Annotated in this window: 22 protein-coding genes; 10 read left to right on the top strand and 12 right to left on the bottom strand. The window is 65.0% G+C overall.

Features of this window, described 5'->3' with window-relative positions:
* The first annotated feature begins 35 nt into the window (after positions 1–35).
* The 6 genes from Q0C17_RS10260 to Q0C17_RS10235 all read left to right on the top strand — a co-directional run bounded on the left by Q0C17_RS10260 (position 36) and on the right by Q0C17_RS10235 (position 4,667).
* A complete protein-coding gene (locus Q0C17_RS10260) occupies positions 36–485 on the top strand; it encodes a response regulator (protein WP_291205397.1) in 450 nt (149 codons plus the stop codon).
* A gap of 101 nt (positions 486–586) precedes the next feature.
* A complete protein-coding gene (locus Q0C17_RS10255; protein ID WP_291205393.1) occupies positions 587–1,201 on the top strand; it encodes a rhomboid family intramembrane serine protease in 615 nt (204 codons plus the stop codon).
* A gap of 7 nt (positions 1,202–1,208) precedes the next feature.
* On the top strand, positions 1,209–2,339 hold the full coding sequence (zapE, locus tag Q0C17_RS10250) for a cell division protein ZapE (RefSeq protein WP_291205390.1): 1,131 nt from the start codon (positions 1,209–1,211) through the stop codon (positions 2,337–2,339).
* A 192-nt stretch (positions 2,340–2,531) separates the two neighbouring features.
* Entirely contained in the window at positions 2,532–3,431 is a 900-nt protein-coding gene (gene rpoH / locus Q0C17_RS10245; RefSeq protein ID WP_291205387.1) for an RNA polymerase sigma factor RpoH, read from the top strand.
* 53 nt (positions 3,432–3,484) lie between these two features.
* Positions 3,485–3,814 carry an RcnB family protein gene (locus tag Q0C17_RS10240; protein WP_291205384.1) on the top strand — a complete coding sequence of 110 codons (330 nt, stop codon included), beginning with the start codon at positions 3,485–3,487 and terminating at the stop codon, positions 3,812–3,814.
* Positions 3,815–3,860: 46 nt separating this feature from the next.
* Positions 3,861–4,667, top strand: a complete 807-nt coding sequence (locus tag Q0C17_RS10235; RefSeq protein ID WP_291205380.1) for an RNA methyltransferase — start codon at positions 3,861–3,863, stop codon at positions 4,665–4,667.
* A 69-nt stretch (positions 4,668–4,736) separates the two neighbouring features.
* Here the strand turns inward: Q0C17_RS10235 and Q0C17_RS10230 are convergent, their stop codons facing one another.
* From Q0C17_RS10230 to cysG, 6 genes are read right to left on the bottom strand one after another with little or no spacing between them, the layout of a single operon-like run.
* The gene (locus Q0C17_RS10230) at positions 4,737–5,480 is read right to left on the bottom strand and encodes a phosphoadenylyl-sulfate reductase (protein ID WP_291205378.1); all 744 of its coding nucleotides are present in this window, start codon (positions 5,478–5,480) and stop codon (positions 4,737–4,739) included.
* A gap of 5 nt (positions 5,481–5,485) precedes the next feature.
* On the bottom strand, positions 5,486–5,974 hold the full coding sequence (locus Q0C17_RS10225) for a DUF934 domain-containing protein (protein WP_291205375.1): 489 nt from the start codon (positions 5,972–5,974) through the stop codon (positions 5,486–5,488).
* Complete coding sequence (locus Q0C17_RS10220) at positions 5,961–7,619, bottom strand: nitrite/sulfite reductase (RefSeq protein WP_291205372.1); 1,659 nt, start codon at positions 7,617–7,619, stop codon at positions 5,961–5,963. Before Q0C17_RS10220 ends, Q0C17_RS10225 begins: the two co-directional genes overlap by 14 nt.
* Positions 7,612–8,223 (bottom strand): glutathione S-transferase family protein, encoded by a 612-nt coding sequence (locus Q0C17_RS10215; protein WP_291205369.1) that lies wholly within the window; start codon positions 8,221–8,223, stop codon positions 7,612–7,614. The genes Q0C17_RS10220 and Q0C17_RS10215 overlap by 8 nt, the downstream gene beginning before the upstream one ends.
* Entirely contained in the window at positions 8,220–8,522 is a 303-nt protein-coding gene (locus Q0C17_RS10210) for a DUF2849 domain-containing protein (protein ID WP_291205366.1), read from the bottom strand. The genes Q0C17_RS10215 and Q0C17_RS10210 overlap by 4 nt, the downstream gene beginning before the upstream one ends.
* Before the next feature lie 6 nt (positions 8,523–8,528).
* Positions 8,529–9,962, bottom strand: a complete 1,434-nt coding sequence (gene cysG, locus Q0C17_RS10205; protein WP_291205363.1) for a siroheme synthase CysG — start codon at positions 9,960–9,962, stop codon at positions 8,529–8,531.
* 111 nt (positions 9,963–10,073) lie between these two features.
* Between cysG and gcvA the strand changes: the two genes are divergently transcribed.
* Positions 10,074–11,006: a transcriptional regulator GcvA gene (gcvA, locus tag Q0C17_RS10200; protein WP_291205360.1), complete on the top strand. Its 933-nt coding sequence runs from the start codon at positions 10,074–10,076 to the stop codon at positions 11,004–11,006.
* Here gcvA and Q0C17_RS10195 read toward each other — a convergent pair.
* From Q0C17_RS10195 to Q0C17_RS10185, 3 genes are all read right to left on the bottom strand, one after another.
* On the bottom strand, positions 11,003–11,365 hold the full coding sequence (locus Q0C17_RS10195; protein ID WP_291205454.1) for a bleomycin resistance protein: 363 nt from the start codon (positions 11,363–11,365) through the stop codon (positions 11,003–11,005). The genes gcvA and Q0C17_RS10195 overlap by 4 nt on opposite strands.
* A gap of 19 nt (positions 11,366–11,384) precedes the next feature.
* Positions 11,385–13,292 carry a hypothetical protein gene (locus Q0C17_RS10190; RefSeq protein ID WP_291205358.1) on the bottom strand — a complete coding sequence of 636 codons (1,908 nt, stop codon included), beginning with the start codon at positions 13,290–13,292 and terminating at the stop codon, positions 11,385–11,387.
* A gap of 77 nt (positions 13,293–13,369) precedes the next feature.
* Positions 13,370–13,510: a hypothetical protein gene (locus tag Q0C17_RS10185; RefSeq protein ID WP_291205355.1), complete on the bottom strand. Its 141-nt coding sequence runs from the start codon at positions 13,508–13,510 to the stop codon at positions 13,370–13,372.
* Positions 13,511–13,686: 176 nt separating this feature from the next.
* On the opposite strand from Q0C17_RS10185, the gene Q0C17_RS10180 reads away from it, so the two are divergent.
* Positions 13,687–14,076 (top strand): Hpt domain-containing protein, encoded by a 390-nt coding sequence (locus Q0C17_RS10180; RefSeq protein WP_291205352.1) that lies wholly within the window; start codon positions 13,687–13,689, stop codon positions 14,074–14,076.
* Here Q0C17_RS10180 and Q0C17_RS10175 read toward each other — a convergent pair.
* Entirely contained in the window at positions 14,037–14,381 is a 345-nt protein-coding gene (locus tag Q0C17_RS10175; protein WP_291205349.1) for a chorismate mutase, read from the bottom strand. The genes Q0C17_RS10180 and Q0C17_RS10175 overlap by 40 nt on opposite strands.
* Positions 14,382–14,473: 92 nt before the next feature.
* Positions 14,474–15,352, bottom strand: a complete 879-nt coding sequence (yghU, locus tag Q0C17_RS10170) for a glutathione-dependent disulfide-bond oxidoreductase (RefSeq protein ID WP_291205346.1) — start codon at positions 15,350–15,352, stop codon at positions 14,474–14,476.
* A gap of 24 nt (positions 15,353–15,376) precedes the next feature.
* Here yghU and Q0C17_RS10165 point away from each other — a divergent pair, with 24 nt between their 5' ends.
* Positions 15,377–16,525, top strand: a complete 1,149-nt coding sequence (locus tag Q0C17_RS10165; protein ID WP_366914802.1) for an acyltransferase — start codon at positions 15,377–15,379, stop codon at positions 16,523–16,525.
* A 136-nt stretch (positions 16,526–16,661) separates the two neighbouring features.
* Positions 16,662–17,369: a class I SAM-dependent methyltransferase gene (locus Q0C17_RS10160; protein WP_291205339.1), complete on the top strand. Its 708-nt coding sequence runs from the start codon at positions 16,662–16,664 to the stop codon at positions 17,367–17,369.
* Here Q0C17_RS10160 and odhB read toward each other — a convergent pair.
* Complete coding sequence (gene odhB / locus Q0C17_RS10155; RefSeq protein ID WP_291205336.1) at positions 17,366–18,907, bottom strand: 2-oxoglutarate dehydrogenase complex dihydrolipoyllysine-residue succinyltransferase; 1,542 nt, start codon at positions 18,905–18,907, stop codon at positions 17,366–17,368. The two genes, Q0C17_RS10160 and odhB, sit on opposite strands and share 4 nt — an antisense overlap.
* Positions 18,908–18,914: the final 7 nt, after the last annotated feature.

Genomic DNA, 18,914 nt, shown 5'->3' with positions numbered 1-18,914 from the left:
CCTCCGCCAGTGTCCCTGTTCGAAGGTAGATGTAGATGAAAGTTCTGTGGGTTGAGGATCATGAGCCGGTGCGCGATATGCTGGCGATTGCGGCCGACAAGGCTGCGCGCGCACGCGTTCAGGTTGACCTCGTGATGGCGCCAACCCTGATGGCTGCAGAGATGCGCCTGCGCCTGGAGCGCTTCGACCTTGTCGTGCTCGACCTCGGCCTGCCAGACTCGATGGACGCCGATATGACCATTGCCCGCGTCGCCAACATGGGCAAATACCGGATCGCCGTCGTCTCCTCGATGGAAAACCGCGACCAGGCGGTCGCCTCGGCCGCCCGCTGCGGCGCCAACATCCACCCCCATGCCGTGTTCAAGGCGAACCTCCCCTTCAACCGCTTCATCCAGCGTCCGGAATCCTTCGAAGACTTCTTCATGGAACTGATGCCGGCCGCCGGTGTCGCCGCCCCGGCTGGCCGCTCGGCCCGCGCCGCCTGACCCGCAAGGCTTGCGACAAGCCATCCCTGATTGCTAAGCCGCCCGGAAGAATGCTTCCGGGCGGCTTGTCGTTTCCGGCCCATCCCGCCAAGGTAACCCTTATGGACAGCCTCATCGCTTCGCCCGTGACGCTGGGCCTTCTGGTACTGAACGTGATCGCCAGCCTGATCGCGTTCCAGAACCCCCGTTTCATGCAGCAGAATGTGCTTTGGATCCGCCCTATGCGGAACAACGGCGAATGGTACCGTGCGCTGTCGTCCGGCTTCCTGCACGTCAACAGCCCGCACCTCCTGCTGAACATGTACGGCCTCTGGCTTTTCGGCCCGATCTGCGAACACGTGCTTGGCGGCGTAGGCTTCGCCATCGTGTATTTCGCCTCACTTCTGGGCGGCAGCCTCTGGGCCTACCTGCACAATCAGAACGCGCCGGAATACCGCGCCGCCGGCGCCTCGGGTGCCCTTTCCGGCATGGTGCTGGCCTTCTGCCTGTTCGAGCCGTTCGCCATCCTGCTCGCGTTCTTCGTGATTCCCATGTGGGGCATCGTGTTCGGCATCCTCTATGTCGGCCTCAGCTATGCCTTCTCGATGCGCGCCGACCGCGTCATCGGCCACGAAGCGCACCTTGGCGGCGCCGTTGCCGGCGTCATCGCCACCCTGCTCGTGCGCCCGGAAACCTTCAGCGAATTCGTCGCGCAAGCGGCCCAGCGGTTCGGCTGAGGCGCCGATGGGGGGAGTGCGGACACGGTACAACGAACGCGTTGCCAGCGGCACCCTGACCGAGGACGCGGCGCAGGCCGAAGCCGCCAACCGTCTGGACGAACTGGCGCTGACCCTTGCCCATCCCCCCAAGCGCACTTTCTTCGGCAAGGCGCCGGATGCACCTCGCGGCCTCTATCTCTGGGGCGGCGTCGGGCGCGGCAAGTCGATGCTGATGGACCTATTCTTCGCCGAGGCGAAAGTCTCGCCCAAGCGGCGCGTCCACTTCCACGAATTCATGGCCGAGGTGCAGGAGCGCCTCGATGTCTGGCGCAAGATGGGCGAAGCTGACCGCAAGCGCTCGCCCTGGCGCGTCAGCGGCGCGGGCGACGATCCCATCGCGCCGGTGGCCAGGCAGGTAGCGAGCGAGGCGCGCCTCCTCTGCTTTGACGAGTTCCAGGTTACCCAGATCGCCGACGCGATGATCCTTGCGCGCCTTTTCGACGCAATCTTCGCGAACGGCGTCACCGTAGTGGCCACCTCGAACCGGCATCCGGATGATCTGTACAAGGACGGCATCAACCGGGGCCTCTTCCTGCCCTTCATCCAGCGCCTCAAGGAACGCTGCGACGTGTTCGAACTCGTCAGCGCGCGCGACTACCGGCTGGACCGGCTTGTCGAGGCACCGGTCTGGTATGCGCCGCTCGGCGCGGGCAGCAGCGCCGCGCTTGACCTTGCCTGGACGCGCCTCACCCTCGGCGCCGAACCGCAGCACTGCGTCCTCACCGTCAAGGGCCGCAAGCTGGAGGTGTCCCGCGAGGCTGCCGGCGTTGCTCGCTTTACCTTCGAGGAACTCTGCGCCCGCCCGCTCGGCTCCATCGACTACCTGACGATTGCGGCCACCTTCCATACGGTTATCCTGGAAGGCATCCCCCTCCTCACGCCCGACCGGCGCAACGAGGCCGCCCGCTTCGTCAGCCTGATCGACGCCCTCTACGAGGCCCGCGTGAAACTCGTCGCCAGCGCTGGCGCCGAGCCAGATCGCCTCTACCCGGACGGCGACGGCGCCTTCGAATTCCAGCGCACAGCCAGCCGCCTTTTCGAGATGCGCTCGGCTTCCTACATGGCTGAAGAGAGGCGCAGCCTCACAGAGAGCTGACCGGCCGCAAATAGCGTTGCCGGGCCCTCTTCCACACCCTTGCCCCAATTCCTATTTATGCACGGATGCAATGAGTGAATTGCGTCTCTCCGGCGGCGACGTTGCTGCCAGGCAGGACTAAGGTGCCGGGGAAATCCAGGATCAGAGGTGGGCCGCCGAAAACGGGACCCGCCCTTCACAGGAGGAAGAACAATGGCGAACACGCCGACAAAACCAGGCTCCATGGCCCTTAGTCCGGAACAGGGACTCAGCAGGTACCTCAGCGAGATCCGTAAGTTCCCGATGCTGGAAAAGAACGAGGAGTTCATGCTGGCGCGCCAATGGCGCGACCATGAAGACACCGAGGCCGCCGAAAAGATGGTCACCTCCCACCTGCGCCTCGTGGCGAAGATTGCCATGGGCTATCGCGGCTACGGCCTGCCGATGGCCGAGGTGATCTCTGAGGGCAATGTCGGCCTGATGCAGGCCGTCAAGAAATTCGACCCCGAGAAGGGCTTCCGCCTCGCCACCTACGCGATGTGGTGGATCCGGGCCGCGATCCAGGAATACATCCTGCGTTCGTGGAGCCTTGTGAAGCTTGGCACCACCGCTGCCCAGAAGAAGCTGTTCTTCAACCTGCGCCGCCTGAAAGGCGAGATGCAGGCCCTGGATGAAGGCGACCTCAAGCCCGAACAGGCCCGCCTGATCGCCGAGAAGCTGAACGTCACGGAAGACGAAGTTTATTCGATGAACGGGCGCATGAGCGGCTCGGACGCGTCGCTGAACGTGCCGATGGGCACCGACGGCGACATGGAATGGCAGGATTGGCTCGCCGATGACGAGCCCGGCACCGCCGAGACCTTCGCCAACCGCCAGGAACTCGACAGCCGCATGGAACTGCTGACCCGTTCGATGGAAGACCTCTCGGAGCGCGAACGTCACATCCTGACGGAGCGCCGCCTGATCGACGAGCCGAAGACGCTTGAAGAACTGTCGGATCAGTACGGCGTCAGCCGCGAACGCATTCGCCAGATCGAAGTGCGCGCCTTTGAGAAGCTGCAGAAGACGATGAAGCGTCTTGCCAAGGAGCAAGGCCTGCCGGTGGGCGATTGAAGGAACCCTGGCCGGCAGCCCGCGTTGGTGCCTGCAAACACCAGGAGGCAAACATGCCGGTTCGCAAACTGACACTTCTCCTCGCCGGCGCTTTGGGCGCGGGACTGGCCGCTTATGCCGATCCTCCGGCACGCGGCCAGGACCTGCCGCCCGGCCTCGCCAAGCAGGGTAAGGTTCCGCCAGGTCATGCCAGGAAAATCTGGGGCAAGGGCGAATACCTTCCACTGGAATACCGCGAGGTCTATTTCAGTGACTGGGATCGCTACCACTTGCGCCCTGCACCACGCGGCTATCGCTGGGTCCTTGTTGAAGACGACGTCTACCTCGCAGATGTTGCGACCGGCCTGATCACTGACGTCGTGATCGGCCTGCTGGTCAATTGATCCGCGCCGATTGAAGCGGATACCTGAAACGGGCATGGGAAACCTCATGCCCGTTTTTCAAGTCACCGCCGCTGATGATCCCCGCGTCGCCGCGTATGCAGGCATCCGCGAGCGTGACCTGACGAGCGGGCATGGCGCGCGCTTCATCGTGGAAGGCAAAGTGACGCTCGAGACGCTGCTGATGCGCGGGCGTTTTGCGGTGGAAAGCCTGTTCCTCTGCGAGACGCGGACGGCGCCTCTGACGTCCCTTCTGGGGCGCGTGCCGGATGACGTGCCCATCTATGTCGCACCGCAAGGCGTGATGGATGCGGTCGCGGGCTTTGCGATGCACCGGGGCGTGCTCGCCTGCGGACTGAAAGGCCCGCCCCTCGCCCCGAAAGATGTTCTGCCCGCGGACGGTTACTCGACTGCGCTGCTCCTCGCCGGTCTCTCCAACCATGACAATGTCGGCGCCTGCTTCCGCAACGCTGCCGCTTTCGGCGCGACTGGTGTGCTTCTGGATTCAGAATCCTGCGACCCGCTTTACCGCAAGGCGATCCGCGTCTCCTCCGGCGCCGCGCTCTGGCTGCCCTTCGCTCATGGCGGCACCGGCGCCGGACTGATCGAAGCTGCCGAGGCCGCCGGCCACGAAGTCTGGGCACTTACCCCAAGGGAGGATGCCGAGCCCCTGTCCGCTCTCGCTGTGCCTGCGCGTTTAGCCCTGGTGATGGGCGCCGAAGGCCCGGGCCTGCCCGCCCCGCTCATCGCCCGCGCTCGTCCGGTCCGCATCCCGATGACGCAGGGTTTCGACAGCGTGAATGTGGCAACCGCTGCGGCGCTGGCGCTCAGTCATGTGTTCAATTCACGCGTCTAGATGTCCTCTTGCGCGTGGAGGCAGAGGAAATCAGGAACGAGGTCCCACGCAAATCCGCCTACGGATAAATCAGAAAACCCGCGGACGCTCGTTGCGCTCGACGTGCAGGCCGCACTCGGTCTTCTCCTGGCCCGCCCAGCGGCCGGCGCGTGGATTGTCGGGGTCATCTGCGGGCTGTGTGCACGGCCAGCAGCCGATCGAGGGATAACCCTGCGCCACCAGCGGATGGCGCGGCAGATCACGCTGCTCGAGGAACAGGTCCACATCGTCCTGATTCCAGCCGGCCAGCGGGTTCACCTTGTAACGGCCGGCAGCATATTCAAACACCGGCAGGCTCATGCGGGCGCCGCCATGGAAGCGCTTGCGGCCCGTGATCCATGCCGAATAGCCGTTCAGCGCAGGCTCCAGCGGGCGCACCTTACGCAGATCGCAGCAGGCGTCCGGATTGGATTTCCACAGCATCGATTTCGGGTCTTCGGTGCGGCGCGCCTCTGCATCCGGGACCAGGGTGCGGACGCCGGTCAGGCCGAGGCGCGCGATGAGCTCGTCGCGGTAGTCCAGCGTCTGCGGGAAATGCATGCCGGTATCTATGAACTGGATCGGCAGCGAAGGGTCGACATCGGCGATCAGTGCCAGCATCACCGCGCTCTCGGCGCCGAAGCTTGAAACATAGGTGAGGTCGCCAGCCCATTCGCGCACGATGGCGGCGCGCAGGATCGTCTGTGCCGAAGCCTGGCGCAACTCGCCGTTGAGCCTGGCAAGGCGCACCGCGGGATCGGTCGCGGGGGCTTCAATCAGGCTCTCGAAAGGCATGGGCCTCAGGCTCCGGTTCTCTTTCGGAAGGCGGCTCCCGGGCCGTCGGCTGCGGGCTGGTAGGCCTCAGTGAACTCGGCAAGCGCTTCCAGCACCTCAGATACGGTGGCCCTGCGGGTTTCGTAAGCATCGAACCCTGAACGGTGCATGTAGAATATCTGATCGCGCAGCACGTGGCCGACGGCTCTCAGTTCCCCGCAATACTGGTAGCGGCGGCGAAGCAGCTGGGCCTGGCTGAACCCGCGCCCGTCGGTATAGCGGGGGAAATCTACCTCGATCAGCTTCAGTTCCGGCAGGTACGGCTCCAGTTCGGCCGGATCATCGGCCGGACCCAGGCGTACGCCGTCCGGCAGCGGGCCGTTCTCCTGCCCCTGTTTGAGAGCCAGGAAACGGGCCAGCGACACGCTCGTCTGCCCGGTCCCGGGCAGCACCGCGCCATCCGGCACGAAGATCCAGTCATTGGCGACTTCGGCGCCTGCCTTAACCAGCGGCATAGAGGGCATCCTGGAAAGGCTGGTGGCCGAGGCGCTCCAGCGTGTCGATGAACTTCTCCGCCGGCGAGGTGCGCTGCGCGCGGTAGAACTCGACGACGCGGTGAATGGCGCCCGGCACGTCCTCGGCCTTCAGGCCGGGGCCGACGATTTCACCGAGCGCGGCCTTCTCGTCGGCGCGTCCGCCGAGAAGGATCTGGTAGAATTCCTCGCCCTTCTTGTCGACGCCGAGGATGCCGATATGGCCGACATGGTGGTGGCCGCAGGCGTTGATGCACCCGGACACGTTGATGTGCAGCTTGCCGATGTCTTCTTCGTAGGCCGGGTCCGCAAACACTTTCTGCACTTCCAGCGCCACCGGAATCGAGCGCGCATTGGCGAGGTTGCAGAAGTCGAGCCCCGGGCAGACGATCATGTCCGTGATCCGGCTCTCGTTGGCTGCACCGAGCCCGGCGGCATCCAGCGCCTTGTAGACGTCCGGCACGTCATCCAGGGCGATGTGCGGCAGGATCAGGTTCTGCGCATGGCTGACGCGGATATCTCCGTACCCGTACTTTTCAGAAAGGCCTGCGACAACTTCCATCTGGCTGTCGGTCGCATCTCCTGGCGCGACGCCCAGCGGCTTCAGGCTGACGGTGACGGACGTATAGCCCGCCACCTTGTGCGGATGCAGGTTCGTCCGCGTCCAGCGCGCGAAGGCGGGGTCAGCGACTTTCGCCGCCTCGAAAAGCTTCGAACTTTCAGACTTGGCTGCAAGCGCCGGCGGCGCGAAATAGGCATGGATGCGGTCCACTTCAGCCTTCGGCAGGTTGATCTTCTCGGCGTCGCGCTGGGCTGCAAACTCCGCCTCGACCTGGCGGATGTATTCTGCCTCCCCCAGCTCCGTCACGAGGATCTTGATGCGCGCCTTGTACTTGTTGTCGCGCCGTCCAAAGCGGTTGTAGACGCGCATGATCGCCTCGAGATAATCGAGTATCTGCGCCTCCGGGACGAATGGATTGACCAGTGTTGCAATCACAGGCGTGCGCCCCTGCCCGCCGCCGACCCAGACTTCGAAGCCCGTCACGCCATCCTTCTGCCGGATGTGCAGGCCCACATCATGCACGCGGATCGCCGCGCGGTCATGCTCCGCCGCCGTGACGGCAATCTTGAACTTGCGCGGCAGGAAGGCGAATTCCGGATGGAACGTGCTCCATTGCCGGATGATCTCGCACCAGGCGCGCGGATCGAGCAGTTCGTCCTGTGCAGCGCCCGCAAAATGATCCGTGGTGGTGTTTCGGATACAGTTGCCGGATGTCTGGACTGCATGCATCTCGACTTCCGCAAGCTTCGCCAGCACATCCGGAATGTCCTTCAATGCCACCCAGTTGAACTGGATGTTCTGCCGCGTCGTGAAGTGACCGAAGCCACGGTCATAGTCGCGCGCGATCTCGGCAAGTCGCCGCAACTGCGCCGGCGAAAGCTGGCCATAGGGAATCGCGATGCGCAGCATGTAGGCATGCAGCTGCAGATACACGCCGTTCTGAAGCCGCAGCGGCTTGAACTCGTCCTCGGTCAGCGTGCCGGCGAGGCGCCGCGCCACTTGCCCGCGAAACTGTGCCACCCGCTCTGCCACAAGGCGCGCGTCAAACTGGTCATATCTATACATGGGTCACCTCATGCAGGTGTGGCAGGCCAAGCTCAAGCTCGCACCGCGCGACCCAGGCATGCACGGCCGGGAAATCCACGAGGTCAAATCCGCCCTCATGCGCCATGCGCGTATACGCGAGCAGTGCAATGTCAGCGAGCGAGATCGCCGCGCCGCCGGCGATGAAATCGCTCGAGATCAATGCCATCTCCATGCGGCCGAGCGCGCGCCGGCCCTTGGCCATCAGGTCAGCATCGATCGCGTCGTCGGACTTCTTCAGATAGTGCTTCTGGAACCGGCGCACGGCAATCGTCGGCTCGTGCGAATACTGCTCCCAGAACATCCATTCCAGCATCTTGGCGCGCTCGAAAGCGTCCGCCGGCACGAGATCCGATCCTTCGGCGAAATGCAGGATGATCGCGTTCGACTGCGACAGCGTGCGCCCGTCATCAAACTGCACCACAGGCACCTGACCGAACGGGTTCAGCGCCAGGAACGCGTCGGTGCGCGTCTCGCCTTTGAGAATATCGATCTCGATCCACTCATGGGCGAGGCCAAGCCGCTCGGCGACCCATTTCACCTTCAGGCAGTTGCCCGAGATACTGTCTCCGAAAACTCGGATCATGCCGCGCCGCCATAGGCGAGTACGGGCTGGGCGCGCATCGTCTCGCGCAGGCTCTCGCGTCCCGTGATCCGGCCATCGGCGGTCACTTCCATGAAATAGGGGTCGGTGACGATCCCTTCCTGCTTCAGCGACGCCGCAAGGCGCGCCTCGGCCTCATCGCCCGCGAAGACGCCGAGGCGCGAAGCATCCTCCGTCCACGAACCATCTACGGCAAGCCACAGCGATCGGCCGGTCGCCGTGCTCCAGCCGGTCACAGCCTTCGGCGTTTCGGGTTTCAGCTTCGGGCGTACGGATGTCATCTGTGTCTACTCCTCAAGGGCCAGTGTTTCGAAGCGCGATGGGCCGGAAAATTCGGGCGGCAGGTACTGGCTGATCTGAACGGCCGACAGCGGCAGTCCTGCCACCTCGCCGATAATCAGCAGCGCCGGGCCGCGAATGCCTTCTTCCTCGATCAGGAAGGGCAGCTCAGCGAGTTCGCCATAGACGCGCACTTCATCGGCGCGGGTGCCGTTCTCGATCACGGCGATCGGCGTGCGCCCATCGCGGCCCGCCGCAATCAGCCGCTCGGCAATCACTGGCGCTGTATCGACACCCATGAACACCACAACCGTCTGCGCCGGCCGCGCGAGCGCCGCCCAGTCGAGGTCCGGCACGCCGCCGGCCCTGGCGTGTCCGGTCACGAAGGTCAGGGTCTGCGCATGGTCGCGGTGGGTCAGCGGAATGCCCGCCGAAGCCGCACAACCGAGGGCGGACGAAATGCCCGGCACTACATGCACGGCAATCCCTTCCGCCTGCACGGCCTCCAGTTCTTCGCCGCCGCGCCCGAAAATGAAGGGATCCCCGCCCTTCAGCCGTACAACGCGCAGGCCCTCACGTGCCGAAGCCACCAGGCGCACATGAATCTCCGTCTGCGCAACAGAATGGTCGCCCTTGGATTTGCCTACCGGCACGCGCGCCGCGTCGCGCCGGATCAGGCCCAGGATTTCCGGGCTGACCAGCCGGTCATAATACACCACATCGGCTTCCTGCAGCACGCGCAGTGCCTTCAGCGTCAACAGTTCCGGATCGCCCGGCCCCGCCCCGACAATGTGCACGACACCCGCCGCGCGGCCCGTCGCCAGCGCTGCCGATTTCAGGAGTGCCTCTGCCTTGTCCAGATCGCCCGCATAGGCGGCCTCTGCCGCCGGCCCGGTCAGCGCCCGCTCCCAGTAGCGGCGCCGCGCGCCCTTGTCGGGAATCGCCTCGGTCACAAAAACCCGCAGGCTTCGCGCCAGCGCGGCGAGTTCGCCGATCCGGCTCGGCAGCAGCGGCTCCAGCTTCGCGCGCACGGCCTTCGCCAACACGGGCGCCGCCCCGCCTGAACCTATGGCGGCAACAATCTCGCCCCGGTCGAGGATCGACGGCACGGTAAAATCACAGTCTTCCGGCTGGTCTACCACGTTCACCGGAACGCCCCGCGCGCGCGCGGCGGTGAGCGCCTCGGAACGATGCGTCTCGTCCGTCTCCGCAATAATGGCAAGCCGGGCGTGCGCGAGCGCCGCGACCCGCGCGCTCCGTTCAACGACCGTCACACGGCCCAGAAACTCCGCCGCCAGCGCCGCATCGGCGAATCCGCCGACCAGCACCAACTCCGCCGGCGACGAGACCAGCAAGCGCAGCTTGCGCGCGGCCTCTTCGCCGTCTCCGAACACCACGACGCGCGCGTCGTCGAGGTTAAAGAATGCCGGAAACTGGCGCATTGGGGCGCAACTCTCTTGTTTAGCGGTTCTGGAGGGACAGATGCACAAAACCTCCTTGACGCCCCCGCAGCAACGGGCAACCCCTAAGTCTATCATTTAGAGAAACTATCCATGTCCGATACGCCAGACCGTATTCCCCCGCTGAACGCCCTGCGCGCCTTCGAAGCCGCTGCGCGGCGCCTGTCGTTTACCCAGGCCGCCGAAGAACTGAACGTCACGCCAGGGGCGATTTCGCAGCAGATCAGGCAGCTGGAAGACTTCGCGGGCACCCCGCTGTTCAAGCGTACAGGCCGTTCCGTTCTGCTGACCGATGCAGCCCAGGCCTCCCTCCCCCTCGTGCGCGAGGCGTTCGAGCGCATTTCCGAAGCCGGCCGCATTATGCAGGCCCCGGCCCGCAAGGGCCGCGTGATGGTCTCCTGCGCGCCGTCCTTCGCGGCCAAGTGGCTCGCCCCGCGGCTCGAGAAATTTCACCGGGTCCATGAGGGCACCGAAGCCTGGATCTCGGCCGACATGTCGCTGACCGATTTCAACACCGCCGACGCGGACCTCGCGATCCGCTATGGGCGGGGCATTTATGACGGCCTGAAATCCGAGAAGCTGCTGGACGAGACCGTCCTGCCGGTTTGCTCGCCGCGCCTCCTCGAAGGCCCTGACGCGATCCGGCGGCCCGAAGACCTGAAGCACCACACGCTGCTGCATGATGAAAGCTCGGAGAACGACCCCTCCTGTCCCGACTGGGCCAGCTGGCTGCGCGCCCATGGTGTCTCCGGCGTCGATGGCACCAAGGGACCACGCTTCAACCAGGGTATCCTTGTCATCGAATCCGCAGCTGCCGGCCGCGGTGTCGCCCTCGCCAAGCAAGCCATCGCCGCCAACGACATCGCGGCGGGCCGGCTCGCGGCGCCTTTCGCCAATGGCTCCATCCCGATCGATTTCGGCTACTGGCTCGTCTGGCCCAAGGGCCGCCACCTCTCCCCGGACGTGCGCGCCTTCATCAAATGGATCAAGGACGAAGCCACTGACAGCGAGATCGTCGGGGTCTAGTCCGGCGGCTCCTCGATACAGCGCAAAAGGCTACCGTTGAGGTCCACGAGAGCAAACATCCGCAGCCCGAAAGGTTCGAGTTTTGGCGGTGTCATTCTCGGAATGCCGGCGCCCGGCAATCCCGCGGCCAGCCAATCCGTATAGAGGCCGTCCAGATCGGCCACCCGCACGCAAGCACTGAATGATGACTGGGAGGGGTCCAGATCCGGATAGGGAAACAACTCTATCTCGAGCGGTCCGCGCGCGAGGATCATCCAACCGGAATCCGCGAACACGGTCTCGAAGCCGAGCTTGGTGTAGAACGCTTCTGTCGCCTCGAAATCGATCGCCGGCAAATTCGCGGTTATCCGATCAGGCAACTGCACGACTTGTTCTGATCTAAAGCGCTGCGTCCACCAACAGGAACGCCGCCAGGCGGGCACTGGCGTTCCGGCTGGTGCTCTGCGTCTGCTCCAGCGCGGCCAGCGCATCGGCCTGTTCCATCGCCGCAAACTGGCGCGCCATGTCCATCAGCTTCGTGTCGCCGCGCAGGCGATGCGAGACGCGTTCGACTTCCTTGCCCGACTGTTCGCGCACGGCGTCGCGGCGGGCGGCGTCGCCTTTGAGGCTCGCTGCCGCGATCCGCTTTTTCGAGCGCGGGCGGAACACATCGCCCAGCGGGATGCCGGAGGTTTGCAGCCGCGAGACGAGGGACTCGGCGATCTGCTCCCGGTCGTCCGGCGCCCGGCCGGACTCCTCGCGCGAGATGTCGGAGATGATGTCGCGCAGCGCCGAACCATTGCCATGCTGGCCAGGGAGCTGGTCGCTGGCGCGGCGGCGCGGCAATTCGGGCGGCGCCTGGGAATCGTCATGGCGCCGGCGCAGCATCAACGGCTCGCCGTCGCGCGATGTCACGTCGCGTCCCAGCACCAGCGGCGGCGGTTCGGGTGCCAGGCTGGCGGCGATCACGGCATCAGCGCTGGCGTCGAACAGATCGTCGTCCATCGAGGCCCGCGCCTGCAGGCCGCCATTGCCGTTGGAATAGGTTTGCGGCGCATGGCCATTCGTGTGGCCGCTGGCATGGCCGTTCGGCGCGCGGCCATTGGCGGCGTGACCGTTGGTATACGGAGCTTGTGGCGCAGCAAGGCTCTGGCGCACAGGCGGGGCAGACAGGGTCGGCGGCGGTTCTGAAATCTTGATGCCGGTCTGACGCTCGAGGTTTTCGCCTTCGATGCGCGCGGCATAGCTGGCGGTGCGCAGTGCATAGGCAGCCTGTTCGCCCGCTTCGCGCAGGCGGGCCAGCGCGCGCGCAGCTTCCTCGGCGGCGCCGCGGGTCGCCGAATTGATCTCCGCATTCGCCTGGCGCGCGCCGTCGAGGGCGGAAGCAACGGCGCCCTTCAGAGCATCGCCGGTCGTCGCCGCAGCTGCGGCGGCCACTTCGCTGGCGCGCACAGCGGCGTCCACCGTGCGGCGCGATTGTTCCAGCTTGTCCTCGATGCGCGTGATCGAAAAGGTCAGCGCTTCGGTCCGCGTCGCGGCCTCGCGGGCGAGCCCGTCGAGGGCCTCAAGGCGGCGCGAGAGATCATCGCCGGCCCGCGCCATCGAGTTGAGACGATTTTCGAGGGCCGTATCAGCGCGGCCAACCTCGTCGCTCGCCTGACGCGCGGCGGAAACCATCATCTGAGCCTGGCGCGGTATCGCTTCGCTCATCGTGCTGATCTGGCTGCGCAGTTCGCGGGCCAGCGCTTCCAGCGCCTGGCGTTCTGCGGCGAGGCGCGTCGCGAGGTCGCGCGCATTGTCGGAGGTTGCGTAGGAGACAGACTCCAGGCGCAGGCGCTCGTCGCCGATCTCGCCGCCCATCGCCTTCATCGCCGTCAGCGCATGCGCCATCGACCGGTCGACTTCGGCGGCGGCCTGCTTCATCTGCTCGGCAAAGGCGATGCCCTCGGTGCCCGCCTCGCGCGCCGGCGCCATCAGGCGTGAAGTCGCTTCGAGAACCAGCGCGTTGGCGGCAGCCGCGCGCCGGCTGGAGCGGCCCATGAAACCCGCCATGATGATCAGGAAAGCCGGGATCAGCGCCGCGATGCCGCCTGCTGCCACGATCAGCGGCGAAACCTGCTCGGCCAGCGCCATCCCGCCGAGGCCCAGAAAGCCGAGAACAACCCCGAGTATCCACAGTAGTGCGACCACGACAGCGGTCGTTACCATCCATCCGCCACCGGTCTGCGCCATCTCAAAGTTTTGAGAAGCCTGGTGACGCACAAGGTCGTCCCGGCCCGATGGGCGCACGGAAGAAGCTTCTGTCATGTCCAATGTATAACGCGCCTTGCGTGCCGCTGCGAGGGCAGAATGCACGACTCCAGGTTAAGGCTTTGCAGGAATTCTCAGCCGAGGAGCGCGAGAACGGGCGCTTTGTCGGAGGGACCCTCGTCCTTTTCCGGAGCGGAAGGCGAGAATTCGAGCCCGAGCCAGGCGAGAATCGTCGCCAGCACAAGATTACGGATCAGGATGAGCAGGTCAGTCATCGCGCAGGTCCCCGGGCGTTCGAAGCGTCAAGGCAAAATGCGCCTTGACCCCGCGTCTACCAGAATGGCGCCTTCTCGACAATCGATAATCCGTGAATTTTTTGCGCCAGCCGCATCATTAACAGGATGCTAACGGGCTCAGGCGACGGTTTCGGGGCAAAGGAGACCCCGGCTCGATGACTGACCCCCGCCCTTCCCTGCCGGTGATGGACCTTGACCATCTCGCGGCCATGACCAGCGGCGATGCGGCGCTCGGCATCGAAGTGATCGAGATTTTCCAGCATCAGGCCCAGCTCTGGTCGCGCCTTCTGGACCCGCGGCTCGACGCGCGGGACTGGTCGGACGCCGCCCACACGCTCAAGGGCGCGAGCCTCGGCATCGGCGCTCTGAAGCTGGCGGCGGCCTGCGAGCGGGCGGAGAAAGCCGGGCGCGGGGCAGAAGCGCCCAGCGTGGCGCATGCCGCAGTGCTGCTGGGCGAGGTCAAGGACGCGCTCGGTGAATCGCTCGAAGCCGCCGCGCGGGCGGCTTACGACCTCGCGTCGGCGGGACGGCGCAGCGCGTCGTAGCTTTCGAACTCATAGGCGATGCAGCGGTCGATCAGCGTGCGCCAGACCGGCTCGGCAATGGCGGGCGAGAGGCCGTGCTTGGGGCATTCGGCCTTCACCTTGGCAACAACATCCTCGATCCGTGCCCGGTCATGCACGACGGCCCGGTCGCCCTTGATGCGGGCGGCGGCGTCCATGAAGGACTGGCGCTCGGCCAGGATCTCGACCAGCAGGCGGTCGATCCGGTCGATCTCGTAGCGCACCTCGGGCATGCTGGTCGCACTCTGCGACGTGTTGCGGCGCGGGTCGGAAACATAGGTCGTCATGGCGGCCTCACAGAACTTTCGCCCGCCCCCTATATGGGCGGCGCGCCGGGCGCAAGGAACGAGGTGCGTCGCCGCAGCGCGGCCAGCCCGGCTCAGCCCCCCGACTGGGCTTCGAGCTTGTCCTGGGTCTTTGTTTCGAAGTCGCTCGCATCATGGCGTTCGCGCAGCTGGTTCTCGGGCTTGCCGGACGTCGAGTTGACCATCCGGCCCCGCTTGACCGCCGGGCGTTCGCCGACCTGTTTCGTCCAGCGCAGGACGTTCTTGTATTCGTGCACGGCCAGGAACTCGCCCGCGCCATAGACGACGCCGAGAACGACCGCGCCATACCAGGGCCAGATGGCCATGTCGGCGATCGAGTATTCGTCGCCGGCCATGTATTCGTTCTCCGCGAGGTGGCGGTCGAGCACATCGAGCTGGCGTTTCACTTCCATCGCATAGCGGTTGATCGGGTATTCGTACTTCTCCGGCGCGTAGGCATAGAAGTGGCCGAAGCCGCCACCGAGGAAGGGCGCCGAGCCCATCTGCCAGAACAGCCACGAGAGCGCCTCGGTACGCTTGGCGTGATCCTTCGGCAGGAACTCGCCGAACTTCTCGGCGAGGTAGAGCAGGATCGAGCCGGACTCGAAGACGCGCTGCGGCGGGCTGACGGAATGGTCCATCAGCGCCGGGATCTTGGAGTTCGGGTTGGCCGAGACGAAGCCCGACGAGAATTGTGAGCCATCACCGATATTGATCAGCCAGGCATCGTACTCGGCGCCGGCATGGCCCCTGGCGAGGAGTTCCTCGAGCAGGATCGTGACCTTCACGCCGTTCGGCGTCCCGAGCGAATAGAGCTGGAGCGGGTGCTTGCCGACGGGGAGGTCTTTGTCGTGCGTCGGTCCCGCGATGGGACGGTTGATGTTGGCGAAGCGGCCTCCGCTCCCCTTGTCCCAGGTCCAGACTTTCGGGGGCGTGTAGGTCGGGTCGGTCATGGCTGCTTGTCCTCGGCATGAAGTTTGCTTTCCACAGTTGGGCACGGGTTCGCAGAACACAACCGCCTTTTTGTCGGGCCGCGTGCCTGGAACACGGAACACTACGTTCGTAGCAGCAGGCTCATCCCTGCCCTGCCCGTAGCCTTCCGGTCGGAGGACGCTGGCTTGGTTCAACTCTCGCAATCGATTGGTAAATCGACTAGCGGCGGCCCCGCCGCGGGCCACAGAAACGCGTCTATCGATACCTTACGTATTCTCGCAGCAATTGTGGTCGTGGCTGCCCACTCGAATTTCGTGTGTGACGGCGCTGTCTTTGCTTGCCTGTCCACGGTGAACGGCAGCTTTCGGCTCGCCGTACCGATTTTCCTCCTGATCAGCGGTTACTATTTCTACTCGGCGCTCAAGGCCGATCGGCATTGGACATGGGTCCTGAAGATCGCCAGGCTCTATGCCGTCTGGATGACCATCTATTCGCCGTTCTGGCTTTTTGACGCGATCTGGCAGAACGACATCGGCGACATCCCGGAAAACCTCGTCTTTGGCTACTTCCATCTCTGGTATGTCGCAGCTGTGGGCGGCGCCGCTTTGATGACCGTTTTCATGTCGCGCTTCGGCCTCCGGTGGATGATGCTGGCCGCGCTGGTGCTTTTCGGGTTTGGCGTCCTGCTCCAGTACGCGCTGAACTATGGTTTCCTGCCAGACCGCCTAATTTATCATGCCATCAACGGCTGGCTGCAGCGCAACTTCATCTTCTTCGGCTTCCCCCTCTTCGCGATCGGCTTCATCATTGCCGCCATGAAGCTCGAGACAAGGGTGTCGCGCAACCTTGCGCTCGGCGTTCTCGCGTCGGGGCTCGTCCTCCTGATCCTGGAGGTTAGCGCCAACTACCTCGCCGCCGGCAAGATGCATGTGTTCGAAATCTATGCTACGGTGATTGTCGGTGCACCAGCGCTGCTGATCTTGGCGCTGAAGACCAACTGGCAAGGTGGCCCGCGCGTCTCGCCAAAGTTTGCCGAGGCGATTTTCTTCGTGCACGTGCTCGTGCTGAATGCGCTGGTTGCGTTGGTCGACGCCGGTTCAGGCGCCCTGATGGTACTTTGCCTTGCGATTACCCTGCCGCTGGCGGCCGGGCTCGTCTGGCTCGACCAGCAGGTCAAGGGCGTGTTCCTCTGAACTCTCTGACCGACTGAATGGTCCCCTCCGCCTACGGATGATCCGCACACCGCACCGGCGGCGCGCGGCCGGGTCCTTGCGCGCGCGGTGAAGCCGCTCTACATAAATGTTACATTATAACTTTTACGGAGCGACTATGAGCCAGTCTGCCGCCCCCAATCCCCTTTCGGTCGTGTTCGATGCCGCCCGCGCGGAAGTCTATGACACCCAGTTTGCCGCGATGCAGCCAGTCAAGGATGCCGTGCACCTTCTGGTGCAGGCACATTTCGCTGACCTGCCGGCGGACGCACGCATCCTGATGGCGGGCGCTGGCACGGGCGCGGAGGCGCGCTATCTGGCGGCGCGCTTTCCGGGCTGGCGCTTCACGCTCGTTGATCCCTCGGCACCGATGCTGGCGGTGGCGCGGCGGCATGCGGAAGCGGAAGGCTTTGCGGATCGCTGCACATTCATTGCTGACTACGTATCGGCCGCGCCGCTGGAGGCGCATCATGCGGCAACCAGCCTGCTCGTCTCGCACTTCCTGACCGAGGCACCCGCGCGGCAGGCCTTCTTCGCCGACATTGCTACGCGCCTCGACACCGGGGGACATTTGTTCAATCTCGATCTCTGCGCCGACCGGCAGGCGCCCACCTTCGGCGCAACGCTGGGCGTCTGGCTTGACCTCTTGCGCCTAGGCGGCGTGCCGGAGGAAGGGCGCAGGGGATGGGCGGCCGCCTACGGCCGCGACTTCGGCGTACACGGACCATCCCAGCTCGAAAGCCTGATCGAGGCGGCGGGCTTCACCCCGCCTGCCCTGGTCTTCCAGGCCGCGATGATGCGCGGCTGGGTCGCGGCGAAGCGCTAGACTTCGAGCAGCAGGCGTTCCGGGTCTTCCAGCGCGTCCTTGACGCGGACGAGGAAAGTGACCGCTTCCTTGCCGTCGACGATGCGGTGATCGTAGCTGAGGGCGAGATACATCATCGGCTTAATGACGATCTGGCCGTTGCGGACGATCGGGCGGTCTTCGATGCGGTGCATGCCGAGCACGCCGGATTGCGGCGGGTTGAGGATCGGCGTGGACATCAGCGAGCCATAGATGCCGCCGTTGGAGATCGTGAAGGTCCCGCCCTGCAGGTCGCCGATGGTGAGCTGGCCGTCGCGGGCCTTCTTGCCCAGGGCCGCGATTTCCTTCTCGATGTCGGCGAGGGACATTTCATCCGCGCCCCGAACAACCGGGACAACGAGGCCCTTGTCGGTGCCGACAGCGACGCCGATGTCATAATAGTTCTTGTAGATGACATCCTGGCCGTCGATCTCAGCGTTGACGGCCGGTACTTCCTTCAGCGCGCTGGTGACGGCCTTCACGAAGAAGCTCATGAAGCCGAGCTTGATGCCGTGGCGGGCGACGAAGGCATCCTGGTGCTTCTTGCGCAGGTCCATTATCGCCGACATGTCGACATCGTTGAACGTGGTCAGCATCGCGGCCGTGTCTTGCGCCTCTTTGAGGCGGCGGGCGATGGTCTGACGCAGGCGCGTCATCCGTACACGTTCTTCACGCGGGCCGGTTTCGCGGGGCGGGCGGACCTGGGTATCGGGCATCGAGGGGACTTTCGGCTGGTTCACATAGGCAAGGGCGTCGGCTTTGGTGGCGCGGCCATCACGGCCCGAGCCCGGAATGCTGGAAGCATCCACATTCGCTTCAGCCGCGATGCGGCGCACGGACGGGGCGACCGGGCGATCACCCGTGCCCGTGGCTGCGGGCGCGGCCGGCGCGGTGACGGTCTTGGCAGGCGCCGCTTCGGCGGCGGCCTTGACCGGTGCGGCGACAGAGCTGCCAATGCGGGCGATGACGGCGCCGGGCGCAACCGAGGCGCCGGGTGCGACGAGCAGTTCGACGATCACACCGTCTGCGGGCGACGGCACCTCGAGCGCGACCTTGTCGGTCTCGATTTCGGCGATGGTCTCGTCCTTCTTCACCTTCTCGCCGACCTTCTTGGAGAAGGAGGCGATCGTGCCTTCGGCGACGCTTTCGCCCATGACCGGGACTTTCACATCCGTCAGGCCGCCACTGGTGGCGGCAGGTGCGGGTTCGGCCTTGGCGGGCGAAGCAGCCGGCAGCGGCGCGGCAGCAGGCTTGGCGGCCGGTGCAGGCCTGGCGGCAGCGGCCCCTGCCCCGTTGATCCGTCCAAGAAGGGCTCCGATGCCGACCGTCTCGCCTTCCGGCACAGAGATGTCAGACAAGACACCGTCTTCGGACGCGGAGACCTCGACCGAAACCTTGTCGGTTTCAAGCTCGACCAGCACTTCGTCCTTCTTCACCGCATCGCCCTTGGCTTTCAACCAGCGGCCGACCGTGGCTTCCGTGACGCTTTCGCCGAGGGTGGGTACAACAATGTCTGTCATTGGTCAG

Source organism: Hyphomonas sp., from assembly GCF_022844445.1.
Classification (GTDB): Bacteria; Pseudomonadota; Alphaproteobacteria; order Caulobacterales; family Hyphomonadaceae; genus Hyphomonas.
Note: the sequence above shows the minus strand (reverse complement) of the source record. Positions and strands in the feature narration are given on the sequence as shown.